25 protein-coding genes are annotated in these 24,749 nt (G+C 64.3%); 20 read left to right on the top strand and 5 right to left on the bottom strand.

The genetic code is table 11. The annotated features are described in order from the left end of the window. The first annotated feature begins 29 nt into the window (after positions 1-29). The 11 genes from AC4CS3_RS10170 to AC4CS3_RS10120 all read left to right on the top strand — a co-directional run bounded on the left by AC4CS3_RS10170 (position 30) and on the right by AC4CS3_RS10120 (position 11,660). Positions 30-1,232, top strand: coding sequence for an acyl-CoA dehydrogenase family protein (locus AC4CS3_RS10170; RefSeq protein WP_490783343.1), 1,203 nt, complete (start codon positions 30-32; stop codon positions 1,230-1,232). A gap of 80 nt (positions 1,233-1,312) precedes the next feature. Next, the gene (locus AC4CS3_RS10165) at positions 1,313-2,539 is read left to right on the top strand and encodes an acetyl-CoA C-acyltransferase (protein ID WP_490783342.1); all 1,227 of its coding nucleotides are present in this window, start codon (positions 1,313-1,315) and stop codon (positions 2,537-2,539) included. Next, a complete protein-coding gene (locus AC4CS3_RS10160) occupies positions 2,539-3,345 on the top strand; it encodes an enoyl-CoA hydratase/isomerase family protein (protein ID WP_490783341.1) in 807 nt (268 codons plus the stop codon). The genes AC4CS3_RS10165 and AC4CS3_RS10160 overlap by 1 nt, the downstream gene beginning before the upstream one ends. Beyond that, positions 3,345-4,232 carry a 3-hydroxyacyl-CoA dehydrogenase family protein gene (locus AC4CS3_RS10155; RefSeq protein ID WP_490783340.1) on the top strand — a complete coding sequence of 296 codons (888 nt, stop codon included), beginning with the start codon at positions 3,345-3,347 and terminating at the stop codon, positions 4,230-4,232. Before AC4CS3_RS10160 ends, AC4CS3_RS10155 begins: the two co-directional genes overlap by 1 nt. 76 nt (positions 4,233-4,308) lie before the next feature. Then, entirely contained in the window at positions 4,309-5,469 is a 1,161-nt protein-coding gene (locus tag AC4CS3_RS10150) for an acyl-CoA dehydrogenase family protein (protein WP_490783339.1), read from the top strand. Between the two features lie 354 nt (positions 5,470-5,823). After that, positions 5,824-7,152, top strand: coding sequence for an MFS transporter (locus tag AC4CS3_RS10145; RefSeq protein WP_490783338.1), 1,329 nt, complete (start codon positions 5,824-5,826; stop codon positions 7,150-7,152). Between the two features lie 13 nt (positions 7,153-7,165). After that, positions 7,166-8,410: an MFS transporter gene (locus tag AC4CS3_RS10140; RefSeq protein WP_490783337.1), complete on the top strand. Its 1,245-nt coding sequence runs from the start codon at positions 7,166-7,168 to the stop codon at positions 8,408-8,410. Between the two features lie 47 nt (positions 8,411-8,457). Next, a complete protein-coding gene (locus AC4CS3_RS10135; protein WP_490783336.1) occupies positions 8,458-9,111 on the top strand; it encodes a histidine phosphatase family protein in 654 nt (217 codons plus the stop codon). 53 nt (positions 9,112-9,164) lie between these two features. Continuing rightward, positions 9,165-9,923, top strand: coding sequence for an SDR family oxidoreductase (locus AC4CS3_RS10130; RefSeq protein ID WP_345046611.1), 759 nt, complete (start codon positions 9,165-9,167; stop codon positions 9,921-9,923). Further along, a complete protein-coding gene (locus tag AC4CS3_RS10125) occupies positions 9,920-10,393 on the top strand; it encodes a MaoC family dehydratase (protein WP_490783335.1) in 474 nt (157 codons plus the stop codon). The genes AC4CS3_RS10130 and AC4CS3_RS10125 overlap by 4 nt, the downstream gene beginning before the upstream one ends. 64 nt (positions 10,394-10,457) lie before the next feature. After that, positions 10,458-11,660, top strand: coding sequence for an acetyl-CoA C-acyltransferase (locus tag AC4CS3_RS10120; protein WP_490783334.1), 1,203 nt, complete (start codon positions 10,458-10,460; stop codon positions 11,658-11,660). 89 nt (positions 11,661-11,749) lie between these two features. On the opposite strand, the gene AC4CS3_RS10115 is transcribed toward AC4CS3_RS10120, so the two are convergent. Beyond that, complete coding sequence (locus tag AC4CS3_RS10115; RefSeq protein ID WP_490783333.1) at positions 11,750-12,817, bottom strand: YeiH family protein; 1,068 nt, start codon at positions 12,815-12,817, stop codon at positions 11,750-11,752. A gap of 166 nt (positions 12,818-12,983) precedes the next feature. Here AC4CS3_RS10115 and AC4CS3_RS10110 point away from each other — a divergent pair, with 166 nt between their 5' ends. The 7 genes from AC4CS3_RS10110 to AC4CS3_RS10080 all read left to right on the top strand — a co-directional run bounded on the left by AC4CS3_RS10110 (position 12,984) and on the right by AC4CS3_RS10080 (position 18,201). Then, on the top strand, positions 12,984-13,889 hold the full coding sequence (locus tag AC4CS3_RS10110) for a LysR family transcriptional regulator (protein ID WP_490783332.1): 906 nt from the start codon (positions 12,984-12,986) through the stop codon (positions 13,887-13,889). 162 nt (positions 13,890-14,051) lie between these two features. Continuing rightward, positions 14,052-14,438: a DsrE family protein gene (locus AC4CS3_RS10105; protein ID WP_490783331.1), complete on the top strand. Its 387-nt coding sequence runs from the start codon at positions 14,052-14,054 to the stop codon at positions 14,436-14,438. Between the two features lie 300 nt (positions 14,439-14,738). Then, on the top strand, positions 14,739-15,095 hold the full coding sequence (locus tag AC4CS3_RS10100; protein WP_490783330.1) for a hypothetical protein: 357 nt from the start codon (positions 14,739-14,741) through the stop codon (positions 15,093-15,095). Between the two features lie 240 nt (positions 15,096-15,335). Further along, on the top strand, positions 15,336-15,785 hold the full coding sequence (locus tag AC4CS3_RS10095) for a DUF2293 domain-containing protein (RefSeq protein WP_490783329.1): 450 nt from the start codon (positions 15,336-15,338) through the stop codon (positions 15,783-15,785). 54 nt (positions 15,786-15,839) lie between these two features. Then, the gene (locus AC4CS3_RS10090) at positions 15,840-16,007 is read left to right on the top strand and encodes a hypothetical protein (RefSeq protein ID WP_490783328.1); all 168 of its coding nucleotides are present in this window, start codon (positions 15,840-15,842) and stop codon (positions 16,005-16,007) included. A 48-nt stretch (positions 16,008-16,055) separates the two neighbouring features. Further along, positions 16,056-16,607: a heme-degrading domain-containing protein gene (locus AC4CS3_RS10085; RefSeq protein ID WP_490783327.1), complete on the top strand. Its 552-nt coding sequence runs from the start codon at positions 16,056-16,058 to the stop codon at positions 16,605-16,607. Between the two features lie 580 nt (positions 16,608-17,187). Beyond that, positions 17,188-18,201 carry a YncE family protein gene (locus AC4CS3_RS10080; RefSeq protein WP_490783326.1) on the top strand — a complete coding sequence of 338 codons (1,014 nt, stop codon included), beginning with the start codon at positions 17,188-17,190 and terminating at the stop codon, positions 18,199-18,201. Positions 18,202-18,477: 276 nt separating this feature from the next. On the opposite strand, the gene AC4CS3_RS10075 is transcribed toward AC4CS3_RS10080, so the two are convergent. Continuing rightward, the gene (locus AC4CS3_RS10075) at positions 18,478-18,690 is read right to left on the bottom strand and encodes a hypothetical protein (protein WP_490783325.1); all 213 of its coding nucleotides are present in this window, start codon (positions 18,688-18,690) and stop codon (positions 18,478-18,480) included. Positions 18,691-19,009: 319 nt separating this feature from the next. Next, positions 19,010-19,678, bottom strand: coding sequence for a TetR/AcrR family transcriptional regulator (locus AC4CS3_RS10070; RefSeq protein WP_490783324.1), 669 nt, complete (start codon positions 19,676-19,678; stop codon positions 19,010-19,012). A gap of 97 nt (positions 19,679-19,775) precedes the next feature. Here AC4CS3_RS10070 and AC4CS3_RS10065 point away from each other — a divergent pair, with 97 nt between their 5' ends. After that, entirely contained in the window at positions 19,776-20,522 is a 747-nt protein-coding gene (locus tag AC4CS3_RS10065) for a maleylpyruvate isomerase family mycothiol-dependent enzyme (RefSeq protein ID WP_490783323.1), read from the top strand. Between the two features lie 49 nt (positions 20,523-20,571). After that, positions 20,572-20,811, top strand: a complete 240-nt coding sequence (locus tag AC4CS3_RS10060; protein WP_490783322.1) for a hypothetical protein — start codon at positions 20,572-20,574, stop codon at positions 20,809-20,811. A gap of 195 nt (positions 20,812-21,006) precedes the next feature. Here the strand turns inward: AC4CS3_RS10060 and AC4CS3_RS10055 are convergent, their stop codons facing one another. Both AC4CS3_RS10055 and AC4CS3_RS10050 read right to left on the bottom strand, forming a co-directional pair. Continuing rightward, entirely contained in the window at positions 21,007-21,399 is a 393-nt protein-coding gene (locus AC4CS3_RS10055) for an LGFP repeat-containing protein (RefSeq protein WP_490783321.1), read from the bottom strand. Then, entirely contained in the window at positions 21,341-24,079 is a 2,739-nt protein-coding gene (locus AC4CS3_RS10050) for an Ig-like domain-containing protein (RefSeq protein WP_490783320.1), read from the bottom strand. The genes AC4CS3_RS10055 and AC4CS3_RS10050 overlap by 59 nt, the downstream gene beginning before the upstream one ends. Between the last annotated feature and the right edge of the window lie 670 nt (positions 24,080-24,749).

The raw sequence follows: 24,749 nt of genomic DNA, 5'->3' as shown, positions 1-24,749 counted from the left end.
GCTCAGTACTGCATTTGAAAGGTTCAAAGATGACCACAACGGCCGACCGTCAAACAGCTACCTCCGACTACTTCCAGCTGGATGATGACCTCAGCCAGGAGGAGATCGGCATCCGGGACAAGGTCCGGACGTTCGCCGAGAATCAAGTTTTGCCTGTCATCAACGAGTACTGGGAGAGGGCCGAGTTCCCCGCTGTTCTGCTGCCGCCGCTGGCCGAGTTGGGCATCATAGGCACGATCATCCAGGGTTACGGCTGCCCGGGCATGAGCCGCAAGGCCGCCGGCATGGTGGCCCGTGAGATGGCCCGCGCAGACGGCAGCCTGAACACCTTCCTGGGTGTGCACTCCAATCTGTGCATGGGAGCACTGAATATCCTCGGAAGCGAGCAGCAAAAGGAACGCTGGCTTCCTGCCCTGGCACGGATTGAAAAAACAGGAGCCTTCGCCCTGACCGAACCGGACCACGGCTCGGACTCCGTCGCGCTGGAAACCCATGCCCGGCGCGACGGGGACCAGTGGGTGATCAACGGGCACAAGCGGTGGATCGGCAACGGACATGTCGCGGACGTTGTTGTCCTGTTCGCCCGCAACACCGAGGACGGGAACGTCAACGCGTTCGTTGTCGAAAAGGACGACGACGGCCGCTACCCGGCGGGCTACTCCCCCACCGTGATCACCGGCAAGGTGGGCAAGCGGGCCATCCTGCAGGCCGACATCGTCATCGAGGAAATGCGCCTGCCCGCGGCCAACAGGCTCGAAGGTTGCCACTCCTTCCGCGACGTATCCCGGGTCCTGCAGGCGACCCGTGGCGGGGCTGCCTGGGAAGCCGTCGGACATGCCATGGCAGTTTTCGAGATTGCCGCCGATTACGCCCAGACCCGCCACCAGTTCGGCAAGCCGATCGCCTCCTTCCAGCTGGTTCAATCCCGGCTGGCGAACATGCTCAGCGAACTGACCACCATGCAACTGCTGTGCACCCGGATGGCCGAACTCGCCGACCGCGGCCAGCTCACCAACGCCCAGGCGTCCATGGTCAAAATGGCCACCGCCCAAAAAGGCAAGTGGATCTGCAACGAGGCACGCGAGCTGCTGGGCGGCAACGGCCTGCTCCTGGAGAACCACGTCATCCGCCACATGACCGACATGGAAGTCGTCTCCACCTATGAGGGAACCGACTCGATGCAGGCGCTCATCGTGGGCCGCGACATTACCGGCATTTCCGCCTTCAGCTGACGCCCTTCAACTAAACCGTCGCCCCTTACCGCGGATCGCGACAGCACGACACAGACACGGACTTAAGGACTGAAAAAGTTATGGCTGATGCCTTCCTGATTGGTGGCGCCCGCACGCCCGTGGGCCGCTACGGCGGCTCCCTCTCGTCGATGCGCCCTGACGACCTTGCGGCACTCACCGTACGCGCCGCCGTCGAACGCGCCGGTATAGATCCGGCGGTTGTGGATGAGGTGATCCTCGGCAACGCCAACGGCGCCGGTGAGGAGAACCGCAACGTGGCCCGCATGGCCTGGCTCCTGAACGGCTACCCGGACAGCGTCCCGGGAATCACCGTCAACCGCCTCTGCGCCTCCGGCCTGTCCGCCATCATCATGGCCTCCCACATGGTCAAGGCCGGCGCCGCGGATATCGTGGTGGCCGGCGGGGTGGAGTCGATGAGCCGTGCCCCCTGGGTCATGGAAAAACCTGACAAGGCCTTCGCCAAGCCCGGAGCCGTCTTCGACACATCCATCGGCTGGCGCTTCACCAACCCGGCGTTCCTCTCCGGGCAGCACTCCCGCGACGGCAAGGCCGCGTTCTCCATGCCGGAGACCGCCGAGGAAGTGGCCCGCGTTTACGGCACGTCGCGTGAGTACTGTGACGCCTTCGCCGTCCGTTCCCACGAACGGGCCCTGGCGGCCATCAACGCCGGCCGGTTCGCCGACGAGATCGTGCCCGTGGGCATCACCGGACGCAAGGGCGCCACCACCCTCGTGGACACTGATGAGGGACCCCGGCCAGGGACAAGCCTGGAAGTCCTTGCCGGGCTCCGGCCCGTGGTCAGGGGCGGCTCAGTGGTCACCGCCGGCAATGCCTCCAGCCTCAACGACGGATCGTCCGCCATCATCGTCGCCTCCGAGGCCGCTGTGCAGAAATACGGGCTGACGCCCCGCGCAAGGATCCTCGAGGGCAGCTCCGCGGGAGTGGCGCCTGAAGTGATGGGCATCGGTCCCGTCCCCGCTACCCGGAAGGTGCTGGATCGCGCCGGCCTCTCGGTCAGTGACCTGGGCGCCGTCGAACTCAACGAGGCCTTCGCCTCCCAGTCGCTCGCCGTCATGCGGGAGCTCAAGCTGGAAGAGGACATCGTGAATTCCGACGGGGGCGCCATCGCCCTCGGCCACCCGCTCGGCTCCTCCGGGTCCCGGCTCGTCGTGACCCTGCTCGGACGCATGGAACGCGAACTCACCGGCAACGCCCGCAAGCTCGGCCTCGCGACCATGTGCGTCGGCGTCGGCCAGGGAACAGCCCTGCTCATCGAGGGCGTCTGATGACGGCGGTGGTGAACGACGCCGGAACCTCCCTGGACGCATCCTCCTTCACGGCGCTGCTGATTGACGAACGCGGGGACCGGTTGGCGGTCCGGCTGCACAGGCCGGAGATGCGCAATGCAATTGACCAGACCACTGTCGATGAGCTCCATGCAGTCTGCGCGCACCTTGAACGGACACCCAAAGTCCTGATTCTCTCCGGCACTCCTGGTGAGCCGGCCACCGGAACAAAGGCCATTTTTGCCTCCGGTGCGGACATCGCCCAATTGCGCGGACGTCGTCGGGATGATGCCCTGGCCGGGATCAACTCCGGCGTCTTCGACCGGATCGCGAAGCTTCCCATGCCCGTCATCGCGGCACTGGACGGCTTCGCGCTGGGTGGCGGGGCGGAACTGGCCTACGCGGCCGATTTCCGCATCGGCACGCCGGACCTGCGGATGGGCAACCCGGAAACCGGGCTGGGCATCATGGCCGCCGCCGGGGCAACGTGGCGACTGCGCGAGCTCGTCGGGGAACCCTTGGCCAAGGAAATCCTCCTCGCCGGACGCACCCTGACAGGCCAGGAATGCCTCAGCGCCGGCCTGATCACAGAACTCGTTGAACCCGGGCACCTCCTGGATGCCGCCCACGCCCTGGCCGACCGCATTGCCCGGCAGGACACCCTCGCCGTGCGCCTGACAAAAACCGTCTTCCACTCGCCGCGGGAGGTCCATCCACTCATCGACAACCTGGCCCAAGGCATACTCTTCGAATCCGCGGCCAAATTCGACCGCATGCAGCAGTTCCTGGACAGGAAGAAGCAGTAATGACAAACACCATCGAAGCATCCTTCGACACGGCTGCCGGACTCCTGCCAGCCACCGTCGGGGTACTGGGCGGCGGCCGGATGGGTGCCGGCATCGCCCATGCCTTCCTCCTCAACGGTTCGAAAGTGACCGTCGTCGAGCGCGACGACGACTCCGCCCGCGGCGCCCAGGAGCGCGTCGCTGCTTCCATCGCTGCGTCGTTTGACCGCGGCGCCCTGTCGGGGGATTGCGGTGAGGTCCTGAAGAGGTTCGAAACGAGCACCGACTACGCCGCCTTCGCCTCCTGCGACCTCGTGGTCGAGGCCGTTCCCGAGGACGGAAAGCTGAAGGCGACCGCACTCAGCGCCGTGGCGGAACACCTTTCCCCGCACGCCTATCTCGCGACCAACACCTCGTCCCTGTCGGTCAGCAGGCTCGCCGAGGCGCTGCCTAAGCCTGAGTCGTTCCTGGGCCTGCATTTCTTCAACCCTGTCCCCGCCTCCACGCTCATCGAGGTTGTTGTCGGTGAGAAAACCTCCGAAGAGACTCTCGCCGCAGCAAAACAGTGGGTGTCTGGGCTGGGTAAAACCGCCGTCGTGGTCCGGGACGCGCCCGGCTTTGCCTCCTCCCGCCTTGGCGTCGCCATCGCACTGGAGGCGATGCGCATGGTCGAGGCAGGAGTCGCTTCTGCCGAGGACATCGACAACGCCATGGTTTTGGGCTACAAACACCCCACCGGACCCCTGAAGACAACGGACATTGTGGGCCTTGACGTGCGCCTCGGCATCGCCGAGTACCTGCATGCCACCCTCGGCGAGCGTTTCGCACCGCCGCAGATCCTGCGCGACATGGTTGCTGCCGGTGATCTGGGGCGCAAGACCGGCAAGGGCTTCTACAGCTGGAACTGATCCGGCGGCGGGGCGCAGCGGCGCCGCTCCGCCCTCGCTCCCGGAACACCCGACCACCACCATGAAAGGCCCACAGATGTCTGATATCAGTGATTTGATTGACTTCGATTCCTTGCTCACCGCGGAAGAGCGTACGCTGCGCGATTCCGTGCGGTCCTTCGTTGACAGCGAGATCAAGCCGAACATCGCAGGCTGGTATGAAAATGGCCACTTCCCGGTGGAGATCGTCCCGGAACTGGCCAAGCTCGGCCTGCTGGGCATGCACCTGAAAGGCTACGGCTGCGCCGGCCGTTCCGCCGTGGACTACGGCCTGGCGGGTGCGGAGCTGGAAGCCGGCGACTCGGGGACGCGGACCCTTGTTTCCGTGCAGGGATCGCTGGCCATGAGCGCCATCTACAAGCACGGCTCCGACGAGCAGAAGCAGGAATGGCTGCCGGCAATGGCCAAAGGCGAGGTGATCGGCTGCTTCGGCCTGACCGAACCCACTGCCGGATCGGATCCGGGCAGCATGACTACTTTCGCCCGCCGCGACGGCGGCGACTGGGTGCTCAACGGCGCCAAGCGCTGGATCGGACTGGCGTCCGTGGCCCAGATCGCCATCATCTGGGCCCAGACCGACGGTGGGGTGCGCGGTTTCCTGGTGCCCACTTCGACCCCGGGATTCACGGCCACGCCGATCGGAGCGAAGCTGTCCATGCGCTCCTCCATCCAGTGCGACATAGAACTCACAGACGTTCGCCTGCCCGAATCCGCCGCATTGCCGAACGTCGTCGGGCTCAAGGGCCCGTTCTCCTGCCTGAATGAGGCCCGCTACGGTATTATCTGGGGCGCCATGGGAGCGGCCCGCGACTCCTTCGAGGCCGCCCTGGACTATTCCAAGGGCCGTATGCAGTTCGGCAAACCACTGGCCGGCTACCAGCTGACCCAGCAGAAGCTGGTGGACATGGCTTTGGAGATCAACAAGGGCTTCCTGCTCGCCCTGCACCTGGGCCGGAAGAAGGACGCCGGAACGCTGCAGCCGGACCAGATCTCGGTTGGTAAACTGAACAATTGCCGTGAGGCCATCAAAATTGCCCGCGAAGCCCGCACCATCCTCGGGGGCAATGGCATCACCTTGGACTACTCACCGTTGCGGCACGCGAACAACCTCGAATCCGTGCGCACCTACGAGGGCACCGACGAAGTCCACACCCTCATTCTGGGCCAGCGACTCACCGGCGTCGCCGCGTTCCGCTAAGCCGGGAGCGGCAGCCCCCGATCCAAAAATAAGGTCCCTTGGGAAACAGCGACGTTACCGGGACCCACGCGAAGGAACTCGATTCATGCAAATGTTGAGGCGAAATGAACCCTATCTGATGACGCGGTGGAAGTACCTGTGGCGTGGGGAGTTCGTCGAGCTGCGCCGGGACGGGCGGGAAATAGACTCCGGCTGGGTCGATGACGTCAGCCCTGATGGCTCCATCATGTGGATCCACCTGACAACAGGACGGGGCCGCGTCATGGTTCACGTCAGCGACGGACTCGACGTCTGGCGAGTGGATACCCGGATATTGCTGTTGGGCGACGGTGGCAACACTAGAAGGGTAATGACATGTCCAAAGTGACCACACGGCAGGCAGTGCCAGAAATGATGACGCCACCGGGTCAAGAGTCACGCGCAAAGGCGTGGGGCCTGACGTCAGTACTGGTTTTGCTGTACACCGTCAACTACAGCGACAAGATCCTGCTCGGACTTGTCGCCCAACCCCTCAAAGACGAATTCGGGCTCACGTCAGCTCAAATCGGGCTGGCCGCGAGCGTGTTCTTCTTCGCGTTCTCGGCCGGGGGGTTCTTTGCCGGACTCATCAACAGGTGGGCCACTCTTAAATGGTCCCTCATGGCATTGGCCGTGATTTGGGCGGCCTGCATGGTCCCCATGATCGTCGCAGGCAGCTTCGTGGTTCTCCTGGTCAGCCGATTCCTGCTAGGCCTGACAGAAGGCCCATCGGGTGCGCTCATCCATACGGCCGCGTATTCATGGCACCCCATGGAAAAACGCTCCATGCCCGGGGCGTTCATCGCCTCTTCAAGTTCGCTGGCAAAGATCGCCGCTGCACCGGCATTGGCCTTCCTCATCGTGCAATTCGGCTGGCATTCGGCCTTCGTTGCCATGCTGGTCGTCGGCTTGGGCTGGTGCGCGCTGTGGTACTTCACCTGGCGTCCGGGACCCTACGGCGAAGTCCGGATCCCGGGTGTCAAGGGTTCGGCCACTACTCCAGCTCCCGCCGTTCCGTGGATGTCGATCTTCCGCACGCGGACCTTCCTGGGTGCACTTGCAGCCGTTATCCCCATGTACGCCCTGCTGACCGTTGTCCTCACGTGGTTGCCGTCGTACTTCGAAGTCGGACTGGGTTTCACCCGCTTCCAGGCCGGAGCCATGTTCGGGTTCCCCAGCATCGCGGCAATGCTCGCAATGTTCTCCAGCACGTACCTCAGTGACAAGTTCATGAGCCGGGGCGTGAGCTCGAGGATCATGAGGGGAATCGTCCCGGCAGCAGGACTCCTTGTGTGCGGCGTGTCGATGGCAGTGCTGCCCTACATCGGCACACCGACTGTCGTCGTAGTAGTTGTCTCAATCGGCTACGGAATCGGCTGCATCCTCGCCCCGATCATGAACGCAGCCATTTCACAGATCTGTCCCAAGAATCAAGTAGCTGGTTCACTAGGCATGTTCCTTGCCTTGATGGCCCTTGGTGGCATCGTCGCCCCGCCATTGACTGGAATGATCGTGGACCAGGCAGTTTCACCTGCCGTCGGGTACGCACAATCCTTCCAGATATTCGGCATTGTTTCGATCGTCGGGGCGATTTTGGCCATGATCCTGGTGGATCCCGACCGTGACTCGGCGCGAGTGATGGCACAGCTTAAGACCGCTGCCTAAGGAGAACCCGACCGTGACCACCGCTGTTGCAAGATCCGCCACCCCGGGCCTGATGCGCCTCGGCGTGGTCCTGACCCTGGCCACGGGAATCGGCCCGCTGCTCACCACAGGTGTGAGCGCCCTGGGTCCTTTGCTGGCACGTGACCTCCACCTGACGCGCTTGGAGTTTGGCTCCTTCGCCGTGGTGGCCTGTGTTTCCGCGGCGATCCTGTCCACACCGCTCGGCTGGGCTGCCGACCGTTTGTCACAACGCACCGGGATCCTGATGCTCCACGGCTTCGGGCTGTGCGCGATGGTCGCGGCAGCCTTGTCCCAGTCCATGGCCGGCCTGTGGGTCAGTGCTGTCTTCGGCGGCGCAGCCCTTGGCCTGGCCAATCCGCTGACCAACGGCATGGTGGCGTTGCGGGTGGAGCCGGGCCGCCGCGGCATGTTGGTGGGTGTGAAACAAACGGGCGTCCAGCTCATCCAGGTGTTCACCAGCCTGGCCTACCCGCTGGCTGCCACGCTGGTGTCCTGGCAAGCAGGGTTCGTGGTGGGCGCCGCGGTCACCTTCCTGTCGCTCTGGGTGTCCCTGCACTACCTCCACGTCCGTCCCCAATGCACCGCTCCACCACGCTCATCCCGGAACCGGCCGCGCCGCGTCAAGGCGATAGGACTCGCGTGGCTCGTGGCCTACGCCTTCCTGTCCGGCGTCCAGTACCAGACCTTGGCCACTTACCTGCCGCTCTTCGCCTTCGAGGGCCTCCATCTGCGGGCCGAAATCTCAGCCCTGTGCGGTGTGGTGCTGGGGGTGAGCGGCCTGGTGTCACGGTTGGTCTGGGGCCGGTTGACGGAGCGGTTCAGGGCCCCCGGGGTGCCGCTGGCCCTGATTGCGGTCTTCAGCGCCGTGGCCGTAGGGCTAGTTGCCGGTTCATCGCTCTGGGGAACACAAGTCCTCATGTGGACAGGAACCGCGCTCTATGGTTTGTCCGGAAACGCCGCCATGGTGATCCTGCTCACAGTGGTTATGCGCCTGGTCCCAGGGTCCCAGGCCGGCGCAGCGACGGGACGGATCTCCACGGGGTTGTTCGCCGGATTCGCCGCAGGTCCGGTGCTTTTCGGACTGCTGACCGACCACTGGGGCTATTCCACCGGCTGGGTGAGCCTGCTGGGCGCAAGCGTGATGATGATCCTGGCACCGCTTGGCCTGCGCAGGCTGGCTGTTCCCGATCAGCCCAAAAAAGAAGTACCCGTGAGCATCCTGCTGGCACCCCGATAGCCAACAAGGGATGGTTCCCGACCGCCACGTTGGCTACGGTCGGGACTGTGAGTGTTCTCTATTTGGTCCGGCACGGACAAGCATCATTCGGCACCGAGGACTACGACCGGCTGTCAACACGCGGCAAAGACCAGAGTCACGCGCTCGGCACCTACATGATGCGGGCCGGGACAACTCCGACCCGCATCGTCAGCGGCGGTATGAAACGCCAGCGCCAGACGGCACAGGGACTCATCGAGGCTGCCGGCTGGGACACGACCCCCGTCGTCGATCCGGGCTGGGACGAATTCAACGCATCCGAGCTACTGGACGCATATCCGGAAGAAGACCCGAGCGCCAGAACCGACTCGCGAGCATTCCAGCGCCTGCTCGAGAAAGCCTCTGCCCGCTGGGCCTCCAACAACCACGACGCCGACTATCTGGAGTCGTTCTCCGCGTTCACCCAGCGGATCGACACGGCCCTGGATAGCGCCGTCGAAGGGCTCGGATCGGGTCAGGACGCAGTGGTCGTCTCGAGCTCAGGCGCCATTGCCTGGGCAGTGGCCCGGCTTGTCAACGGCGGCTTTCCACAATGGCTTGCACTCAACCGGGTCACTGTGAATTCAGGTGTCACCAAGATCGTTACGGGTGCATCCGGGAAGACGATGGTGACATTCAACGACCATGGCCATCTTCCCCGCTCCTGGGTCACGTACCGCTAGGCGGCCCGGGACAGGCATGGACTTCACCCAAGAGTAAGGAAACAGGATTCATCATGACTGAACAACAACGCACGGCACTGGTCACCGGAGCAGGCCGCGGCATCGGCGCCGAAATTGCCCGGCGCTTGGCGTCCGACGGATTCAACATCGCAGCGCTCGACCTCGACAAGGCAGGGCTTGAAGCCCTCACCGCCGAGCTGACCGCAGCCGGCCACCGGGCCGTCGGCATCGTCGCGGACATCTCGGACGAGACAGCGGTCGAGGCCGCCGTCGCCCGCACGGCAGACGAGCTTGGCCCTCCTGTCGTGGTGGTCAACAACGCAGGCATCATCCGCGACAACCTGCTCTTCAAGATGACTGTCTCCGACTGGGACCTGGTCATGAACGTGCACCTGCGCGGATCCTTCCTCGTCGCCCGCGCCGCCCAGAAGCACATGGTCGAGGCCAAGTGGGGCCGCATCGTCAACCTCTCCAGCACCTCGGCCCTGGGCAACCGCGGTCAGGCCAACTACTCGGCGGCCAAAGCCGGGCTGCAGGGCTTCACCAAGACCCTTGCCCTGGAACTGGGCCCGTTCGGCGTGACGGCCAACGCGATCGCCCCCGGCTTCATCGAAACCGAGATGACCGCCTCCACGGCCGAGCGGATGGGCATCACCTTCGAGGACTTCACTGCCAAGGCAGCCGCGGCGATTCCGGTGCGCCGGACCGGAAAGCCCGCGGACATCGCCAACGCCGTGTCCTTCTTCGCCTCCGAGAACGCAGGGTTCGTTTCCGGCCAGGTGCTGTACGTGGCAGGCGGCCCGAAGGCATGAGGATCTTCAACGGCATCGACGACTTCGCACAGCGCGTGGGGAAAGAAATCGGCGTCACAGAATGGCGCACCATCACCCAAGAAGACATCAATGCCTTCGCCAAGGTGACCAACGACTACCAGTGGATCCATGTCGACACCGCGCGTGCCGCCTCGGGCCCGTTTGGCACCACGCTGGTGCACGGCTACCTGACGCTCTCGCTGGTCTCCGGGTTCATGTTCGACACCTACCGCATCGACGGGCTGTCCATGGGCGTGAATTACGGATCGAACAAGGTCCGTTACCCGGCCCCGGTCCTGGTCGGCTCGCGCGTGCGCGGCCGGATCAAACTCGTGGCCCTAGACCGCGAGGACAACTGGGCACAGTCAACCGTCCAGGTCACTATCGAACAGGAGCTCAACGGGGAGGCGAAGAAGCCAGGCTGTGTCGCCGAGGTCGTCTCCCGGCTCTACGAGGCCCCTGCCGCCTGAACCCGGTGCCCACTCCCCCGGTTGGCCCGCATTCGTCAAAGACCCCTCATATTAAGGAGCACCCATGACCAGAGCAGCCATCGTTGCCACGGCCCGTACCCCCATTGGCAAGGCGCACCGCGGCGCCTTCAACAACACTTCGGCTCCCGAGCTGGCCGGGCACGCGATTGCTGCAGCACTGGCCAAGACTGGACTTAACCCGGCACTGGTCGAGGACGTCATCATGGGTGCCGCCGCGCAACAGGGGACGCAAAGCTTCAACGTAGCCCGCCAGGGCGCGTTGCGCGCCGGGCTGCCGGTGACCGTTCCCGGGCAGACCATCGATAGGCAATGTTCCTCCGGCCTGATGGCGGTAGCGACCGCGGCCAAGCAGATTCTCGTCGACTCCATGGCGGTGACCGTGGGCGGCGGAGTCGAGTCCATCTCTCTGGTGCAGAACGAACACCTCAACAAATACCGCAGCAGTGATCCGTGGCTTGAGGCCAACCACCCCGGCACCTACATGCCGATGTTGCGGACAGCTGAACTCGTGGCCGAGCGCTACGGCATCAGCCGCGAGGCGCAGGACCAAATGGGTGCACTGTCCCAGCAGCGGGCGGCGCGCGCCCACGCGAATGGCCTATTTGACGACGAAATCGCGCCGATCCGGGTGACCACATTGCGGACCGACAAGGAAAGCGGTGAAGTGACGGAATTCGAGCAACTCGTCTCCCGGGATGAGGGCGTGCGCGCCGACACCACCGCCGCTACCCTGGCAGGGCTCCGAACCGTCCTGCAGCCCGGGGAATTCACCGCGCATCCGACGGTGAGCGCCGGCAATGCCTCGCAACTGTCCGACGGAGCCTCCGCCAACGTCCTGATGAACAGCGACTATGCGGCGTCATTGGGCCTGGAGCCGCTGGGCTACTACTGCGGCATCGCAGTCAGTGGGTGCGAGCCCGAGGAGATGGGGATCGGGCCGATCACCGCCATCCCGAAGCTCCTCAAGCTCCATGGGCTGGGCGTTGAGGACATCGGGCTGTGGGAGCTGAACGAGGCCTTCGCTTCGCAAGCCGTCTACTGCCGGGACTTCCTGGGGATCGACCCGGAGAAGCTGAATGTCAACGGCGGCGCGATCGCCCTGGGCCACCCGTACGGGATGACGGGCTCGCGGGCAGTAGGCAGCGCCCTGCTTGAGGCGCGCCGCCGCGACCAACAATTCGTCGTGGTGTCAATGTGTGTCGGCGGTGGCATGGGGGCCGCAGGCCTCTTCGAAGTCGCACGCTAGGCAAGCCCCATTAAATGCGCGCGTTCGCGCCGGAACATAATGACAGGCGGTTCCCCTCTGCATCACGTCGAGGGGAACCGCCTGTGTTCCTAGATGAAGTGCACGCCGACAAATGCCAGCGCTGCGATGAGACCCCAGGAGAGCATCGCTGCGATGATGGCCCTGCCACTGGTCTGGAGCAGAGACCGGATCTGCACTGACGCCCCAAGCCCATACAGAGCTGCGGCAAGCAGCAGGTCCTGGACCGTGCCAGCAACTTCGAGGACAACGGGCGGCAGGATCCCCAGCGTCCGCACAACGATCATCGCCATGAACCCGGCCACGAAGAGCGGGATCAGCGGAGGAAGCTTGATGCCGTTATCCTCAGCGCCGTTTGCCGTCCGTCGGCGGTGGAAGCGTCCAACCAGCGCGGCTCCGGTGACCATCGGCGCAAGCATCAGCACGCGGGTGAGCTTGATGATGAGCGCGACGGCAAGGGCGCCCGCACCCGCCGTTTGCGCCGTTGCCACAACCTGCCCGACATCGTGGACGCTGGCTCCCACCCAGTATCCGAACTGAACAGTGTCCAGGCCAAGGGGCCCCTTGAGCGCGGGAAGGACCCCGATCGCCAGCGTTCCGCACAAGGTCACAAGGGCGATCGGAACAACGGTGTCGCGGTGATCCGTTTTGGTGACCCCGCTCATCGCCCCAATGGCGGAGGCGCCGCAGATGGAAAATCCGGTGGCGAGAAGCAGGGGCTGATCGCCCGGAAGTTTGAGGGCCTTACCCAGAACCAGCGTTCCCATAAAGGTCAGCAGGACAATGCCAACCACGATCGCCAGCGTCTTCCAGCCCAGCGCAGCCACATCGATGAGGCTGAGTTTGAGACCTAGCAGAACGATTCCCAGCCGCATGAACCGCTTGGCGGAAAGTGTCAGCCCGGGCTGCAGTACTCCTTCTACGGCGGTACTGATCCCGGGGAGATTTGCAGAAAGAATTCCCAGCATTACTGATGCTGTGAGGAAAGGTATCACCGGGACAGCCGTATGGATCAGCCAGGCGACGGCGACCGCGGCCGCTGCCGCCGCCAGTCCGGGCAACTGCTTGTTCCGCAAGCCTCGGGGAAGCAACGCATCCTGCCGTTCGTCCTTTGCGTGTGTGGCAACGTCTTGTCTCATACTTTTCTGCGATCCTCCCGGAGCCGGCATGCACCAGGATCCGGCTGGATCTCCTGGCTGCTCATCTCTCAATTCTCGGCCGAACCATGGCCTGGGGATAGCCGTCTTCTTGACATAGGGGTATATCAAAATCGCATCACATGTCGCATTGTTATATGATTAGCGCATGGCACAGTGGCCGGATCTGACCGTGCTGGAACTAGTAGTCGGGGTGGACGATTACGGAAGCCTCAGCGCTGCCAGCCGACGTGCGGGCCTCGCCCAACCCAACGCGAGCCGGTCGATCAGATTGATGGAGCGCCAGCTGGGCATGACCCTGCTGCAGCGCAGTCCAACAGGTTCCACCCTCACCCCTCAGGGCACGGTCGTGGCCCATTGGGCGCGAAGAATCCTCGCCGAAACGCGGCAGATGCTGGAAGCTACCGATTCCCTGCGCGCTGAGAGGCGAACGGCACTGACGGTAGCTGCCAGCATGACTGTCGCCGAGCACCTTGTGCCCAGTTGGCTTGGCAAATTTGGCAGGCTGCACCCTGACGTGCGAATACACCTGCTTGTGCATAATTCTGCGCAGGTTTTCGAGGATGTGACCAGCGGGGCCTGCGATATAGGCTTCGTGGAATCTCCAACCATCCCACGGACCTTGCATAGCCTCACCGTGGCCCGCGACGAACTCGTCGTTGTGGTTCATCCTAAACACCCGTGGACCCGGCGCCGGGAGCCGATCTCCATTGCCGAACTAGCATCAACATCCTTGCTGGTCCGCGAACCGGGGTCCGGCACTCGGATCACGCTTGACCTTGCATTGCTTGAGTACCCGCGCGCCGCTCCCTTGCTCGAACTTGGCAGCGCAGCCGCTATCCGTACAAGCGTCTTGGCCGGCATGGGTCCTTCAGTGATGAGCACCCTTGCAGTGGCAGACCAAGTAAAGACCGGAGAACTAAAGATCGTCCCAGTCCAGGATCTTGTCCTGCATCGGGCATTGCGTGCGGTGTGGGACGGTCCCCGTCAACTATCAGGTCCAGAAGCAGAGCTCGTGCGGCTTGTTCGTAACCCGAGAACATCCCAAAACTAGACAACTGAACTGCTCCCCGGAAGGCGGGCGTGCCTGTCGGCTGCCCCTGCGCCGGGAAGCTCGATGCGCCAGATGGATCCCTTTCGCACGCTGTGCAATGGGATAATCACCGCAAGTCTTGCGCAGACCAAGATTTGGCCTGCCGATGCTGAAGGAGCCCTCATGCCGGATACCGAACTTTCGGACAATACCCCGGAGGCCGATACCTCGCGGGGCGTTCTGGTCCACAGCGCAGGACCGGCCGAGAGCGCCGGGCTCGCTGCAACTTTGCGCAGCGCGGCAAACGCAGTGACAGCCCTCACTCCGGGTGTCCCTGTCGAAGTCGTTGTCCAGGGGCCGGGAGTGGGCCTGCTGGTCTCAGGTTCAACGCTGGGGAAGCCCATCAGCGAAGCAATCGGTCAAGGCATCCGGATCCTTGCGTGCCGGAATAGCCTGCGTTCAGCGGATCTGATGCCGGAACAACTCCTCGCCGGCGTCGGTTCCGTGCCCTCGGCAATTGCCCATCTGGCGACTCGGCAGTGGGAAGGATGGGCGTACATCCGCCTGTGATGCCCGCACACTCGAGAAGGAAGCACCGGGCCACAGGCTCGTCTGCCCTGTCCCGGCCATTTGATCAAGGAGCCGCTGGCGATCCGCTGGTTCCATGCTTTTCCGATGCAGAGCGACCCGCATCTGGACCCTGGTTCCGCGTCCGCCTCGCGGCACCGTGGGACCAGGGGTAGGATTTAGCCCTTCTACGACACGGAAGTCAATCACCTCACGGCGCAATACGCCGCCCGTCGGCTGCTTACTGCGCCGCAAAGCGGGTGGCGCGGAGCGCGAGTTCGAGAGGCGGTAATAAGAGAGAACATGACGCAATCAATCGAGCAGCGGGTCGCACGGGCGGCTGAGAAGGCGTTGCAGGACCACGGTTACGTTGCACCGGTCGACGTGCTCGTGGAAATGGGTTGGCTGCAGCCGGTGCATCGAGACTACTGGCGCCAGGGACGCATACCCTACCTCGAACAGGTCGTGCAGGTCGGCTTGGGCAAGATCTCGACGGCGATGCAGGCATTGCCTCTCTGGGCCCAGGAGCAGGGGTTGCAGCCCAGCGAGACCGGATACACCGCCCGGCCCCGCGGCAGCAAGACGCTGCAGTTCTCCGCCAGCGGCAGCCCGTCCATCGAGCGCGCATACCGTACGCACTGGGTTTCCCCGGCACTGTGAGCGACCAAACGCGCACGCGTCCAGGACCAGGCCGGCCGGCCGCCGGACCTCGTCGTCGTCTCGCCCCTGAAGGACTGGACATGCTCGGGCTGCGGCGGGCGCGGGGACCTGCTGCTCATGGAAGACGACGCGCCCTTGTGCATGAGCTGCGCCGATCTCGACCACCTCACATATCTGCCGGCCGGCAATACTGCTTTAACGCGCCGGGCGCGCAAGGCCAGCGGCCTGTCGGCGGTAGTCGTGCGCTTCAGCCGGTCCCGACGGCGCTACGAGCGACAAGGCGTCTTCGTCGAGGAGCAGGCGCTGGTGGATGCCGAGGCATCGTGCCTGGCTGACGCAGAGGCGCGCATCCGCCGTCGAACTCGCGATGAGGAGCGACGCCGCGAGGCTGACAGCGAGCTCGCAGACCGGATGGCCGCGGAGATCAGCCGGCTGCTACCTGGATGTCCCCCTCAGCGTGCCGCCGCGATCGCCGCGCACACCGCGGCACGAGGTAGCGGCCGGATCGGCCGCACCGCCAAGGGACAGCGCCTTGATGAACAGGCGCTGAAATTGGCGGTCGTGGCCTCCATCCGCCACCAAGACACCGACTACGACGAACTGCTCATGGCCGGCGTGCCCCGGGACAACGCCCGCGAGCAGGTCCGTGAAAGAGTCGACGAGGTGCTCGACCACTGGCGACTGGGCTGAGACCGTTAGGGCCTCCGCGCAACCCTCCTCAAGGCGCTTCAGCAACCCGGCATCGTGGCGCAGGACGAAGTCCAAGCCAGCACTGACATCGGGGCTGTGGCCGTGACGATGAAGGTCCACCTCGGGCCATTGACGGACATCGTCCGGTTTGGAGGCGTGCGCCTCGCCAGGCAACTGATCTTCCCGGCGGACGTTGTCTTCTCGAAGGGGGCCCTCCCATGACACGGCGGATGGTTGCTACGGCCGTGTCAGAGAGGAACAAAACCACTCATGGTCCAACACGCAATTCCTAGCTCCGAGCCGGAATTCGACCCGGACTCTCACGACGAACAACCCGAAGCCGCGCTGCACCCGCTGATCGAACGCCTCGAAAACGAGGTCAGCGCCCTTCATCTGAACAGCTTCAACCGGGCTGACGCCCTGGGCCTGGGTCTATTGCTGGTGGAGCTCGCTACCAGGCGGAACCTCCCGGTCGCCATCGACATCCGCCGAAACGACCACGTCCTCTTCCACGTCTCCCTCCCCGGGGCGACGCCCGACAACGAGCTTTGGGTTCAGAGGAAGAGCAGAACGACTGGGCGGTACGCAGAACCATCACTGCTCGTTGGACTTAAAGGCCGGCTCGGCGGAGGCAGGCTGGAAGACAACGGATGGTTCGATGAAGCGCGCTACGCCTCCCACGGCGGAGCATTCCCGATATTCGTCGAAGGCACCGGGCACGTCGCCACCGCAATAGTCTCTGGACTCCCGCAAAAGGCCGACCACGACCTCGTCGTCGAAGCACTGACCACATTCCTGGCTTCAATCAACGACGGGCGCTAGCCACGACTGAGGGGTGGTACCGCATTTCTGCGCACACCACCCCAAGGGTGCGGGGTCCTTCATCGGATATCTATTTGGTCGCCCGCGGAGAACCTCTGGGGGTCCGGCGAGGAACACGCTCACTAAGGCCTGCCAGGAGTGAACGAAGGGCCCATACCCCCTGCTCGCATTTGTCGTGATCGGACTCCTCATCCATTACCCCGCCCCGACCGGTCAGAGGCCGTCCCCCAAGCCGGTCGATCGGCATCACTATCGGTAGTTAGAGAGGTGGTTTACCTCCTGGGCCGTCGAATATCGAGTATCGGCCACTCATGACAAGCTCCAGCTCGGGGTGAAGGATTGGCCCGGCGTGAAGACCCCGTTCTCCGGGGCAAGACGGGATGGGGGGCGAAACCGCAATGTCGACGGCAGCACTTCGGACCGGCAACAAAAGCAAGCCGCCTGTCCGGCATCCTCACCGAGCACTCGGAAAGCTGCCGCCTTGGGCTGGGCATTCAACGGCGCCCGCGGGGGACATGAGACCGCCGCCCCTGCCTGAGCGGATACTGCGGCGGCAATACAGCAGTCAAGGAGCGTCACCATGAAATCATCTAGAATGGCCGCGCTGGCAATCGCCACGGCAGCCGTCTGGGTCGCCAGTTTCGCCACGGCGGGCCCAGCCACTGCCGCCTGCGCCGGTCCCGGTTGCCACCCGGGCCACCCCGGTGGACCCACCGTAACCAACACCATCGCCCTTGGGCCTAGCGGTGCAAACATCAATCCCCTTGCGGTCGCAGAGGACCCCGGTAACCACACGGTCTACACCACCAATGACGGCGGCGACTCCGTGACCGTGATCAACGGAGCCTCGGTTTCCGCGACCATCCCCCTGGGGGCCAACACCGATCCCTTCGCCGTGGCCGTGGACCCCGGGACCCACAATGTCTACGTCACGAACCCCCGTTACGGCACGGTATCCGTGATCAACGGAACCACCGTCATCGCGACCATCACCGTCGGGAGCCAACCATACGGAGTGGCCGTGGACCCCGGGACCGGGACTGTCTACGTCGCCAATCAGTCGGACGGCACACTCTCCGTGATCAATGGCACCACCGTCACCAACACCATCCCCGCAGCGACCTACCCGTACGGGGTGGCCGTGGATGCTTCAACCCACACCGTCTACGTCACAGACCCCCTTTCCTACACGGTTTCGGAGATCAACGGAACCAGCGTCACCAACGCCGTGTCCGTCAGCAACCGGCCATACGAAGTCGCGGTTGACTCCGGAACCCACACGGCCTACGTCACCAACTACACAAACGGCAGCGTGACAGTGATCGACGGCACCACCGTAACCGCCACCGTCGGGGTCGGGGACTATCCCCTTTGGGTAGCAGTGGATCCGGGAACCCACACCGTGTACGTACCAAACAGCGGCGGAAGCGGCACACCGACAGGCACCACTGTGTCCGTCATCAACGGCACCGCGGTGACCGACACCATCACTGTGGGCAACAGCCCGGATGGCGTTGCGGCCGATCCGGTCACCCACAAGGTCTATGTCGCGAATTACAGCGACAGCACGGTATCCGTCATCAAAAGCCACTAGGGACAGGGCCGGGTGAGGCTGCCAAGGGCAGCCGCGTCGACCGTCTTTCGCATGGACTTGGACAAGGGGAAATCGGGGGGCAGATCCGGGGCATGGGAATTGCCCGGGCCGCCTATGGGCGTCTAGCGAACTCAATGCGTATGTAGCCGAGCTCATCCCGCGGGAGGACGGCCTTCACGACCCCGCCTTGTCCTAGGGATGGCCCACCCCGTACACGAATGGGTCTGTGTCGATCTCGACGCCCTGCACATCGATGCCATCAACCCGCGCGGTAATCTAAGCGGCGTGACGGACCGAACCGTTGATTCCGAGCCAATCGCGCCGGTAGCGGTTCATGAGGACGTGATTCACGTGATCCACCAAGACCCGGCCTGCAGAGAACTGCTCAGACGCATCGCGGTGCCACGTGGTCCTCACGGCCTCCCAGAGCTGCGGGGAACGCACACGCGCAACCGCATCGACCAGCCACGCCAGCCGTGGCCACGCCATACGAGGCGATACGGGGCGCCTATTCTCATCGCCTAAGCTCGTCCGAACAGGCCGCCAGCGAACGTAGCGCCACCCTGGCCGGCCTGCTTAAGCTCTGCAGCGGCAACAGCACCTGCACCCAACTCACCGCCGACACCTCACCGCCTACAAAGGCCAGTCAGTTGCCGGCCAGGCCGGGTTCCGTGCAATGTTTGCAGCCGGCCGGGGGCCTCCCGCCTTTCATCGGACCAGGACCGGGAAATGATCCGGGATTGGGAAGAGGGTGGAAGCCAGAACAGTCTGTTGAAACGGGACGGTTGAGTTCCCCAACGGTTCCGGCTCAACGCAGGCCAGGATCAGTTCCATCTTCCTCGCCAGCCTGCGGGTATTGCCGGGTGACGTGCGCAAGGAACATGTCGACGGCATCCCCAAGAAGTTGCCGCCAGCGGTCTCCTCCCGGGTCGTTGGAGAGCTGTTGGCTGACCAGACCAGTGATGAGCGCTGTCCAGAGGTCGACAGCATCGGGCGTGTCGGCTCCGACGCCGGCGAGGAAGGCGGAGGCCTCCTCGAGGGCGCGGACGGCGCTGGAGTAGGATTCCGGACTCGGTCTGAAGCCGGGGACGGGGCGTTCGAACAGTAACTGGTAGCGTGCGATGTCGGCGGTGCAAAAATCGAAGAACATCCGTGCCGCTGCCAGAAGCGTGGCCCGGGGGGCTCCTGAAGGGCCGGACTGGAGAACAACTGTCAGGAATTCCCGGGCCGCCTGGTCGAACATCGCATCGTAGATGGCCGCCTTTCCGGGAAAGTAGACGTAGAGCGACGGCGGGCGCATACCGACCTCGTCGGCGACTTCGCGCAGCGACAGGGCGGCGACACCTCGTTTCCGGACGTTTTCCCACGCAGCGCTCAGGATTTCACTGCGCGTGTCCTGATGCCTGCGGGCGCGCCGGTCCTGCCGCCGCACAGGCGCTGGCTCCCGAGGCGGTGCAGCCGGCTGCTGGGAATTCATCATCATTCTCCTACGCACATTAGGTAAACCTATTGACTTCAGTCTAAAGCGGGTGTCCTATTCATATTAGGAAAAACAATTACCAGGAGGCAATGCAATGCGGGGAATTCAGCCGGAGGATTCGGCAACGTTCACGCTTAGCCACGCGGAATGGATGGACAGGGCTACAGAGGAATACGGGCGCATCCTGGCCCTTCTGACCGCGTTGCCGAAAGACGCCTGGTCCGCCACCACGGACTGTCCCGAATGGGACGTCCGCAGACTGGTGGCGCATCTGGTCGGAGCCGCGGAGGCATCGGCGAGTCCCCGCGAAAGTATGCATCAGGTGCGGGCCGGAAAGAAGCTGCACCCGGGCGGCCCCGTCGTCGACGGAATGAATGCGCTCCAGGTCCGCGAGCGTGCCAGCCATACCCCGGCAAGGCTTCTTACGGACCTCGCCGAGGCGTCAGTTCGTGCGGTGGCGGCGCGCCGAAAGATTCCAATTACCGTCCGGGCGATACCGGTGCCTTGGGGGCCTCCGCTAGGCGTGCGGTCCGTCGGATACCTGATGGACCGCATCTACACGCGTGATGCCTGGATGCACCGGATTGACATCAGCCGGGCCACCGACGCCAGCCTGGCCACGACTGCGGCCCATGACGGGCGGATTGTTGGAGACATCGTCCACGAGTGGGCAGCCAAGCACCGGCGGCCGTTCCAGCTGGAACTCACCGGCACCGCAGGCGGTCGCTGGTCCTCCGGTATCGGCGGGGAGCAGATCTGTCTGGAGGCGATCGAGTTCGCCCGGGTTCTCTCCGGACGCGGCAAAGCCACCGGGCTGCTCACCATCGGGGTACCTTTCTAGGCGCGGCCACCATGGACACAGCTGCGAACCGCACGAATCGTAGGAAACCATGCCTCTGCAAAGTACACGGAACGGTTTCGCTCACCACCCCATGATGCTTGTTCCGGGGATTCTTTTGAGCGTGGGATTGCTGCACCTGCCTGGCGAACCGATACGTGCCCATCTTGAAATCACGACGGGCAAGGCACTTCCTCAGGGCTGGACGCAAGTCAAGATGGAAGATCCCTGGAGCAGCTTCCCGCTCGATTCGCGCGAACTCTGGAAGTTCCGGCTGACCGCCAGACATTGAGGCATTCCAGCGTTGCCTGCCCTCTCGAAGGCGGCGTAGGCGCGTGCTCCGGTCTGACCTTTCCTCAGCAAAGGGGATGTTCCCTCGGATGGCTGCAACTGCCTCCGGACTGCACCCTGCTGGCTCGTGCCGCGCGACCCGTGGTGCCAGAACCTTTTAAGCTGCAGCCCGACGGGGCGCTCTTCGAGCAGGCGGCTAGCCGCTGACCGTTCCTGTTTGCGAGTTCCATGTCAGCCGACCGCCGCCGAAATCCGACTCCCGACCGACGGGAACTGCGTACTCGTCGGTCAGCGGGTAGCCCAGCCGTCCCTGTTCCCAGCCCAGCGCGGCCCACTTCGCCCGGATGGCCCCCTGGACCTCGTGCGCCCCCGTCGCCGGCGACCAGTAAATCGAAGAGCCCCCGGAACCGGTGAAATGGGTGTATTGACCCACCCCGTCAGGAGCGCCCATAACGTCGGTGGTCGGGAAGCCAAGGCTCCCGGCCGCCCCGCCGGCAGCCTGATACCGGGTATAGACCGCACCATGGACCTCATGCGCCCCCGTCGCCGGCGACCAGCANNCTGTGATACCGGGTATAGACCGCACCATGGACCTCATGCGCCCCCGTCGCCGGCGACCAGCAGACCACGCCATGGACGAAATCCTGACATTTCCCTGACGCCACGGAATATTGCAGAGAAAGCGCGCTCCCAAGATTCGATTGCAGCTGGCCGGCACCGACCTGCTGCGCCTTGACTGCGATTGGGTCGTCCACGCCGTTGCCGGTGAGCATCACGGTGAGTGGGCCTTGGCCGTCGTCGGCGGTGATCAAGTAGAAGGTGTTCTGAGTTCCGGCGGGCCCGACGGCGGTCGGTGCGAAGGTCACGCTTTGGAATGCGGAGCCACCCGCGGGAATCGTCAGGCCCTCAGCGATGGGTGCGGTCGTTGAGAAAAGTCCTAGCGGCGCCTTCGCCTTGGTGATGGTCATCGGGATGTTGCCGGTATTGAGTATCTTGAAGTCCCGGGTTGTCGATGTCCCCACCGGGATGTCACCGAAATCCAGCGTGGGCGGCAGTTGCAGGTGCGCAGCCCCTGAGATGGCGGTCGCGGTGATCGGCACGGTCACCGCGCCGTGGTCGCTGACGACAACGAGCTGGTCGCTCACCGGATTTGCTGTGGCGGGGCTGAAGGTCAGGGACACCGGGACCGAGGCAAGGGGCTCGATTTGTTGACCTACGACCGGCGCTGTGCCGGTGTCCACGCTGAGCTCTGCATTGGCTGGGAAGGTGATTCCGGTGATCGTGACAACCGTTGTGCCTGTATTGACGATGCTGACGGTCCGCCGGCTGATCGTCTGGGTCGGCACGCTGGTGAACTGCAACGCCGGCGGTGTCGCGCCCAAGCCGTCCTTCGTGCCGACGCCGTGGACGCCGAGGATGTCGGTCTCGCCGTCGGCCGTCGTGATGGTCAGCGTGCCGTCGGCCTGGCCGGCAGCCGACGGCGAGAAGGTCACCGGGACAGCGAGACTGCCGCCGCCGGCCAGAGTCTGAGGCAGCGTGAGGGAGGTTCCGATTTGGAACGGAGCACTCGCCGTGACGGAGCTGATCGATACCGGCCTGGACGCGGTGATCGTCACTACACCCGTCTGCGCGGCACCTACCGGGACCTGGCCTAGGTCGGTGCTCGTCGCACCTACTGCGGCGGTTGTCGGGGAGCCGAAGGCTAGCACGTGCCCGTCGCGGGTGCCCAAGAACACGCGACCGCCGTCGGTGGCCACGGAGGAGAACTTGGAACCTACGCCCAGTGGGGCGCTGAACACCTGCTGGAGGTGCCCGGTGCTGTCCGGAAGCGCGCTGTAGGCGCGCAGTTCTGCGTTGGCACCGGTGGGTCCAGAGACATAGACGACCCAGACAAGGGCGGAAGACCCGTCCGTACCGTTAGAGGTCACCGCCGGCGCACCGGAGGTGTACCCGAAGGTGCCGGGGGACGTCGCCACGGACGCGAGGGTGACCCCGCCCGCACTGTTCGGCATGAGCTTGAGAGCACGTAAGTAGCCGTTGTTCTCGACGTCGTAGAGGTAGCCGCCGCCGCTGGTCCCGAGGAATGCCGGCCGCCCCCAAACTCCGGCGTACGGACCGGCCTCGTCGAGGATGGCGTCGGTTCCGCCGGGGCCTTGCGCCATGCCACCCAAACGGTCGCGGTCCAGAAGGTAGACGTGGCCGTCTTTTCCGACCTGGGCCATTAGGTGCGGGTGCTGCGCCGTGCCGTAACCGTCCGGAATGGCGACAGGGGCCCCGGAACCGAGGTCGGCGTCGTTTTGGTTCAGCCTGGCGTTGGCGGCGGGGCTGAAGAAGTCGGTCGGCGTCAGGTTGCCGTCACCACCGACTTGGAGCCGGACCACGGACTCCGCCAGCGTCGCTGGTGGAGTGGTGCCCACACCAGGTGCCGGGGAAATGCCGTTCCCGGTGGTGACTATGATCTGGCCCGCGCCGTCGGACACCAGGCCGCCGCCGGACTGCCAGATCCCGCCCTCCGCGTTGCTGTTGCCCGATTCGGTGGCCCACATCGTTGTCTGCCGGCCGCTTGTAGACACCCCGACGATGTACCCGACGAAAGGGACGTAATCGCAGTGGCCGCCGAAGCCGGCGTAGACGACCCCGTTCATGAGCAGCAGTCCTGGCCGCTGCATCGCGGTCATGGCGTTGAATGGATGGGTCGGATCATTGCTCGGGGCTCCGCCAATGAGGACAGGGAACCCCGCCCTCTCGGCCCCGGTCACCGGATCGAGGGAGTGCATGTACCAGTGCGGGAGCTGCGGGCTCGATCCGTCGTTCGTCTTGGCCATCAGGAAAACGGACTTTGTCGCCGGGTCGAAGACCGGAGTGGACGTGATGCCGATGGTAGGCGTGAGGTCGCCGCAGCTCACTGTTGACGCCGGCCAGGCCGGACCGAGGGCACGTACCCACTTCGCCGTCCCTGTAGTGCTGTCCAACCCGTAAACGGCATTGTTCTCCGTCGCTGCGATGACGGTGCCGTCGACGACGAGCGGCTGGGCGTACACCTGCCCGTCCACCGCTGTGGAGAACAGTTTGCCGAAGGTTGAGGACGCAACTGACGACGGCGAAAGCGCGCTCTCGGTGCTGTCCCACCCCGTCCGCAGCGCATCGTGGGCGACTGTCCCTACGTCCGCAACGGCGGTGTCGCCAATGGACAGCCCGGTGAGTACAAGCAGTGTTGACACGAATGCCGCCCAGACGCGGCGGGGCAGCGGTTTGGGTTGACCACGCATGTGAGAGACCTGTTTCTGACCCTTGGCTACTGACTCATTGCGTGGAGCCTAGGCGCGGAAAAAGGGCCGCACAGGAGTGGTTCGTGCCCGACTTTGTGGCGCAGGACACCCTATTCTTGAGCCGTCACTACCTGCTCGGCGTGTGCAGATCCGCGTGACTACTTGCTTGGTCGAAACCCCGCAGGCCAGAGCATGAGGCCAATTTGCGGCCGAAAAAGACCGCCTTAGAGACCGCATTCGACGAGGACTTGAGATCCCTCCGGCTTCGGGTAGGTACTGGCGAGGTTGACGCGGGATGCCCCCAGCCATCAGCAACGCTTGCAGGGTCTTCGAAGGCCACAAACCCATGCACGGCCGCATGGGAGGGGTTGCGTTCATCTTCTGTGGCCATCCGGAACCAACACCCGGCCTAAATTTGGGTTTGCCGAGCCTGTATACATAGGCAATACGAGCCAGACCGGCTGATGTGCGACCCACTCCGAAGCCGAAAGTGTTAACACTGTCAACAGCGCCAGATTCGAAGTCCGGTCGATGGGAGCGCTCCGGGACCCAGGATATGCGAGTATTCCCACACAAAAAACAGGTGCCGCCCACTCTCGCCCCAGACGCTGGCCGGCACTTAGGCTCCGGATCGGGCCGCTTTCACGGCCGGCCGTCATGAGGCGGGCCC

This window comes from Arthrobacter sp. SE2 (assembly GCF_058244265.1).
Note: the sequence above shows the minus strand (reverse complement) of the source record. Positions and strands in the feature narration are given on the sequence as shown.

What these genes read in the sequence shown, in the direction of transcription:
- AC4CS3_RS10170 (WP_490783343.1), top strand. Translation starts at nt 30, where the DNA reads ATGACCACAACGGCCGACCGTCAAACAGCTACCTCCGACTACTTCCAG.
- AC4CS3_RS10165 (WP_490783342.1), top strand. Translation starts at nt 1,313, where the DNA reads ATGGCTGATGCCTTCCTGATTGGTGGCGCCCGCACGCCCGTGGGCCGC.
- AC4CS3_RS10160 (WP_490783341.1), top strand. Translation starts at nt 2,539, where the DNA reads ATGACGGCGGTGGTGAACGACGCCGGAACCTCCCTGGACGCATCCTCC.
- AC4CS3_RS10155 (WP_490783340.1), top strand. Translation starts at nt 3,345, where the DNA reads ATGACAAACACCATCGAAGCATCCTTCGACACGGCTGCCGGACTCCTG.
- AC4CS3_RS10150 (WP_490783339.1), top strand. Translation starts at nt 4,309, where the DNA reads ATGTCTGATATCAGTGATTTGATTGACTTCGATTCCTTGCTCACCGCG.
- AC4CS3_RS10145 (WP_490783338.1), top strand. Translation starts at nt 5,824, where the DNA reads ATGTCCAAAGTGACCACACGGCAGGCAGTGCCAGAAATGATGACGCCA.
- AC4CS3_RS10130 (WP_345046611.1), top strand. Translation starts at nt 9,165, where the DNA reads ATGACTGAACAACAACGCACGGCACTGGTCACCGGAGCAGGCCGCGGC.
- AC4CS3_RS10125 (WP_490783335.1), top strand. Translation starts at nt 9,920, where the DNA reads ATGAGGATCTTCAACGGCATCGACGACTTCGCACAGCGCGTGGGGAAA.
- AC4CS3_RS10120 (WP_490783334.1), top strand. Translation starts at nt 10,458, where the DNA reads ATGACCAGAGCAGCCATCGTTGCCACGGCCCGTACCCCCATTGGCAAG.
- AC4CS3_RS10115 (WP_490783333.1), bottom strand. Translation starts at nt 12,817, where the DNA reads ATGAGACAAGACGTTGCCACACACGCAAAGGACGAACGGCAGGATGCG.
- AC4CS3_RS10110 (WP_490783332.1), top strand. Translation starts at nt 12,984, where the DNA reads ATGGCACAGTGGCCGGATCTGACCGTGCTGGAACTAGTAGTCGGGGTG.
- AC4CS3_RS10105 (WP_490783331.1), top strand. Translation starts at nt 14,052, where the DNA reads ATGCCGGATACCGAACTTTCGGACAATACCCCGGAGGCCGATACCTCG.
- AC4CS3_RS10100 (WP_490783330.1), top strand. Translation starts at nt 14,739, where the DNA reads ATGACGCAATCAATCGAGCAGCGGGTCGCACGGGCGGCTGAGAAGGCG.
- AC4CS3_RS10085 (WP_490783327.1), top strand. Translation starts at nt 16,056, where the DNA reads ATGGTCCAACACGCAATTCCTAGCTCCGAGCCGGAATTCGACCCGGAC.
- AC4CS3_RS10080 (WP_490783326.1), top strand. Translation starts at nt 17,188, where the DNA reads ATGAAATCATCTAGAATGGCCGCGCTGGCAATCGCCACGGCAGCCGTC.
- AC4CS3_RS10075 (WP_490783325.1), bottom strand. Translation starts at nt 18,690, where the DNA reads ATGGCGTGGCCACGGCTGGCGTGGCTGGTCGATGCGGTTGCGCGTGTG.
- AC4CS3_RS10070 (WP_490783324.1), bottom strand. Translation starts at nt 19,678, where the DNA reads ATGAATTCCCAGCAGCCGGCTGCACCGCCTCGGGAGCCAGCGCCTGTG.
- AC4CS3_RS10065 (WP_490783323.1), top strand. Translation starts at nt 19,776, where the DNA reads ATGCGGGGAATTCAGCCGGAGGATTCGGCAACGTTCACGCTTAGCCAC.
- AC4CS3_RS10060 (WP_490783322.1), top strand. Translation starts at nt 20,572, where the DNA reads ATGCCTCTGCAAAGTACACGGAACGGTTTCGCTCACCACCCCATGATG.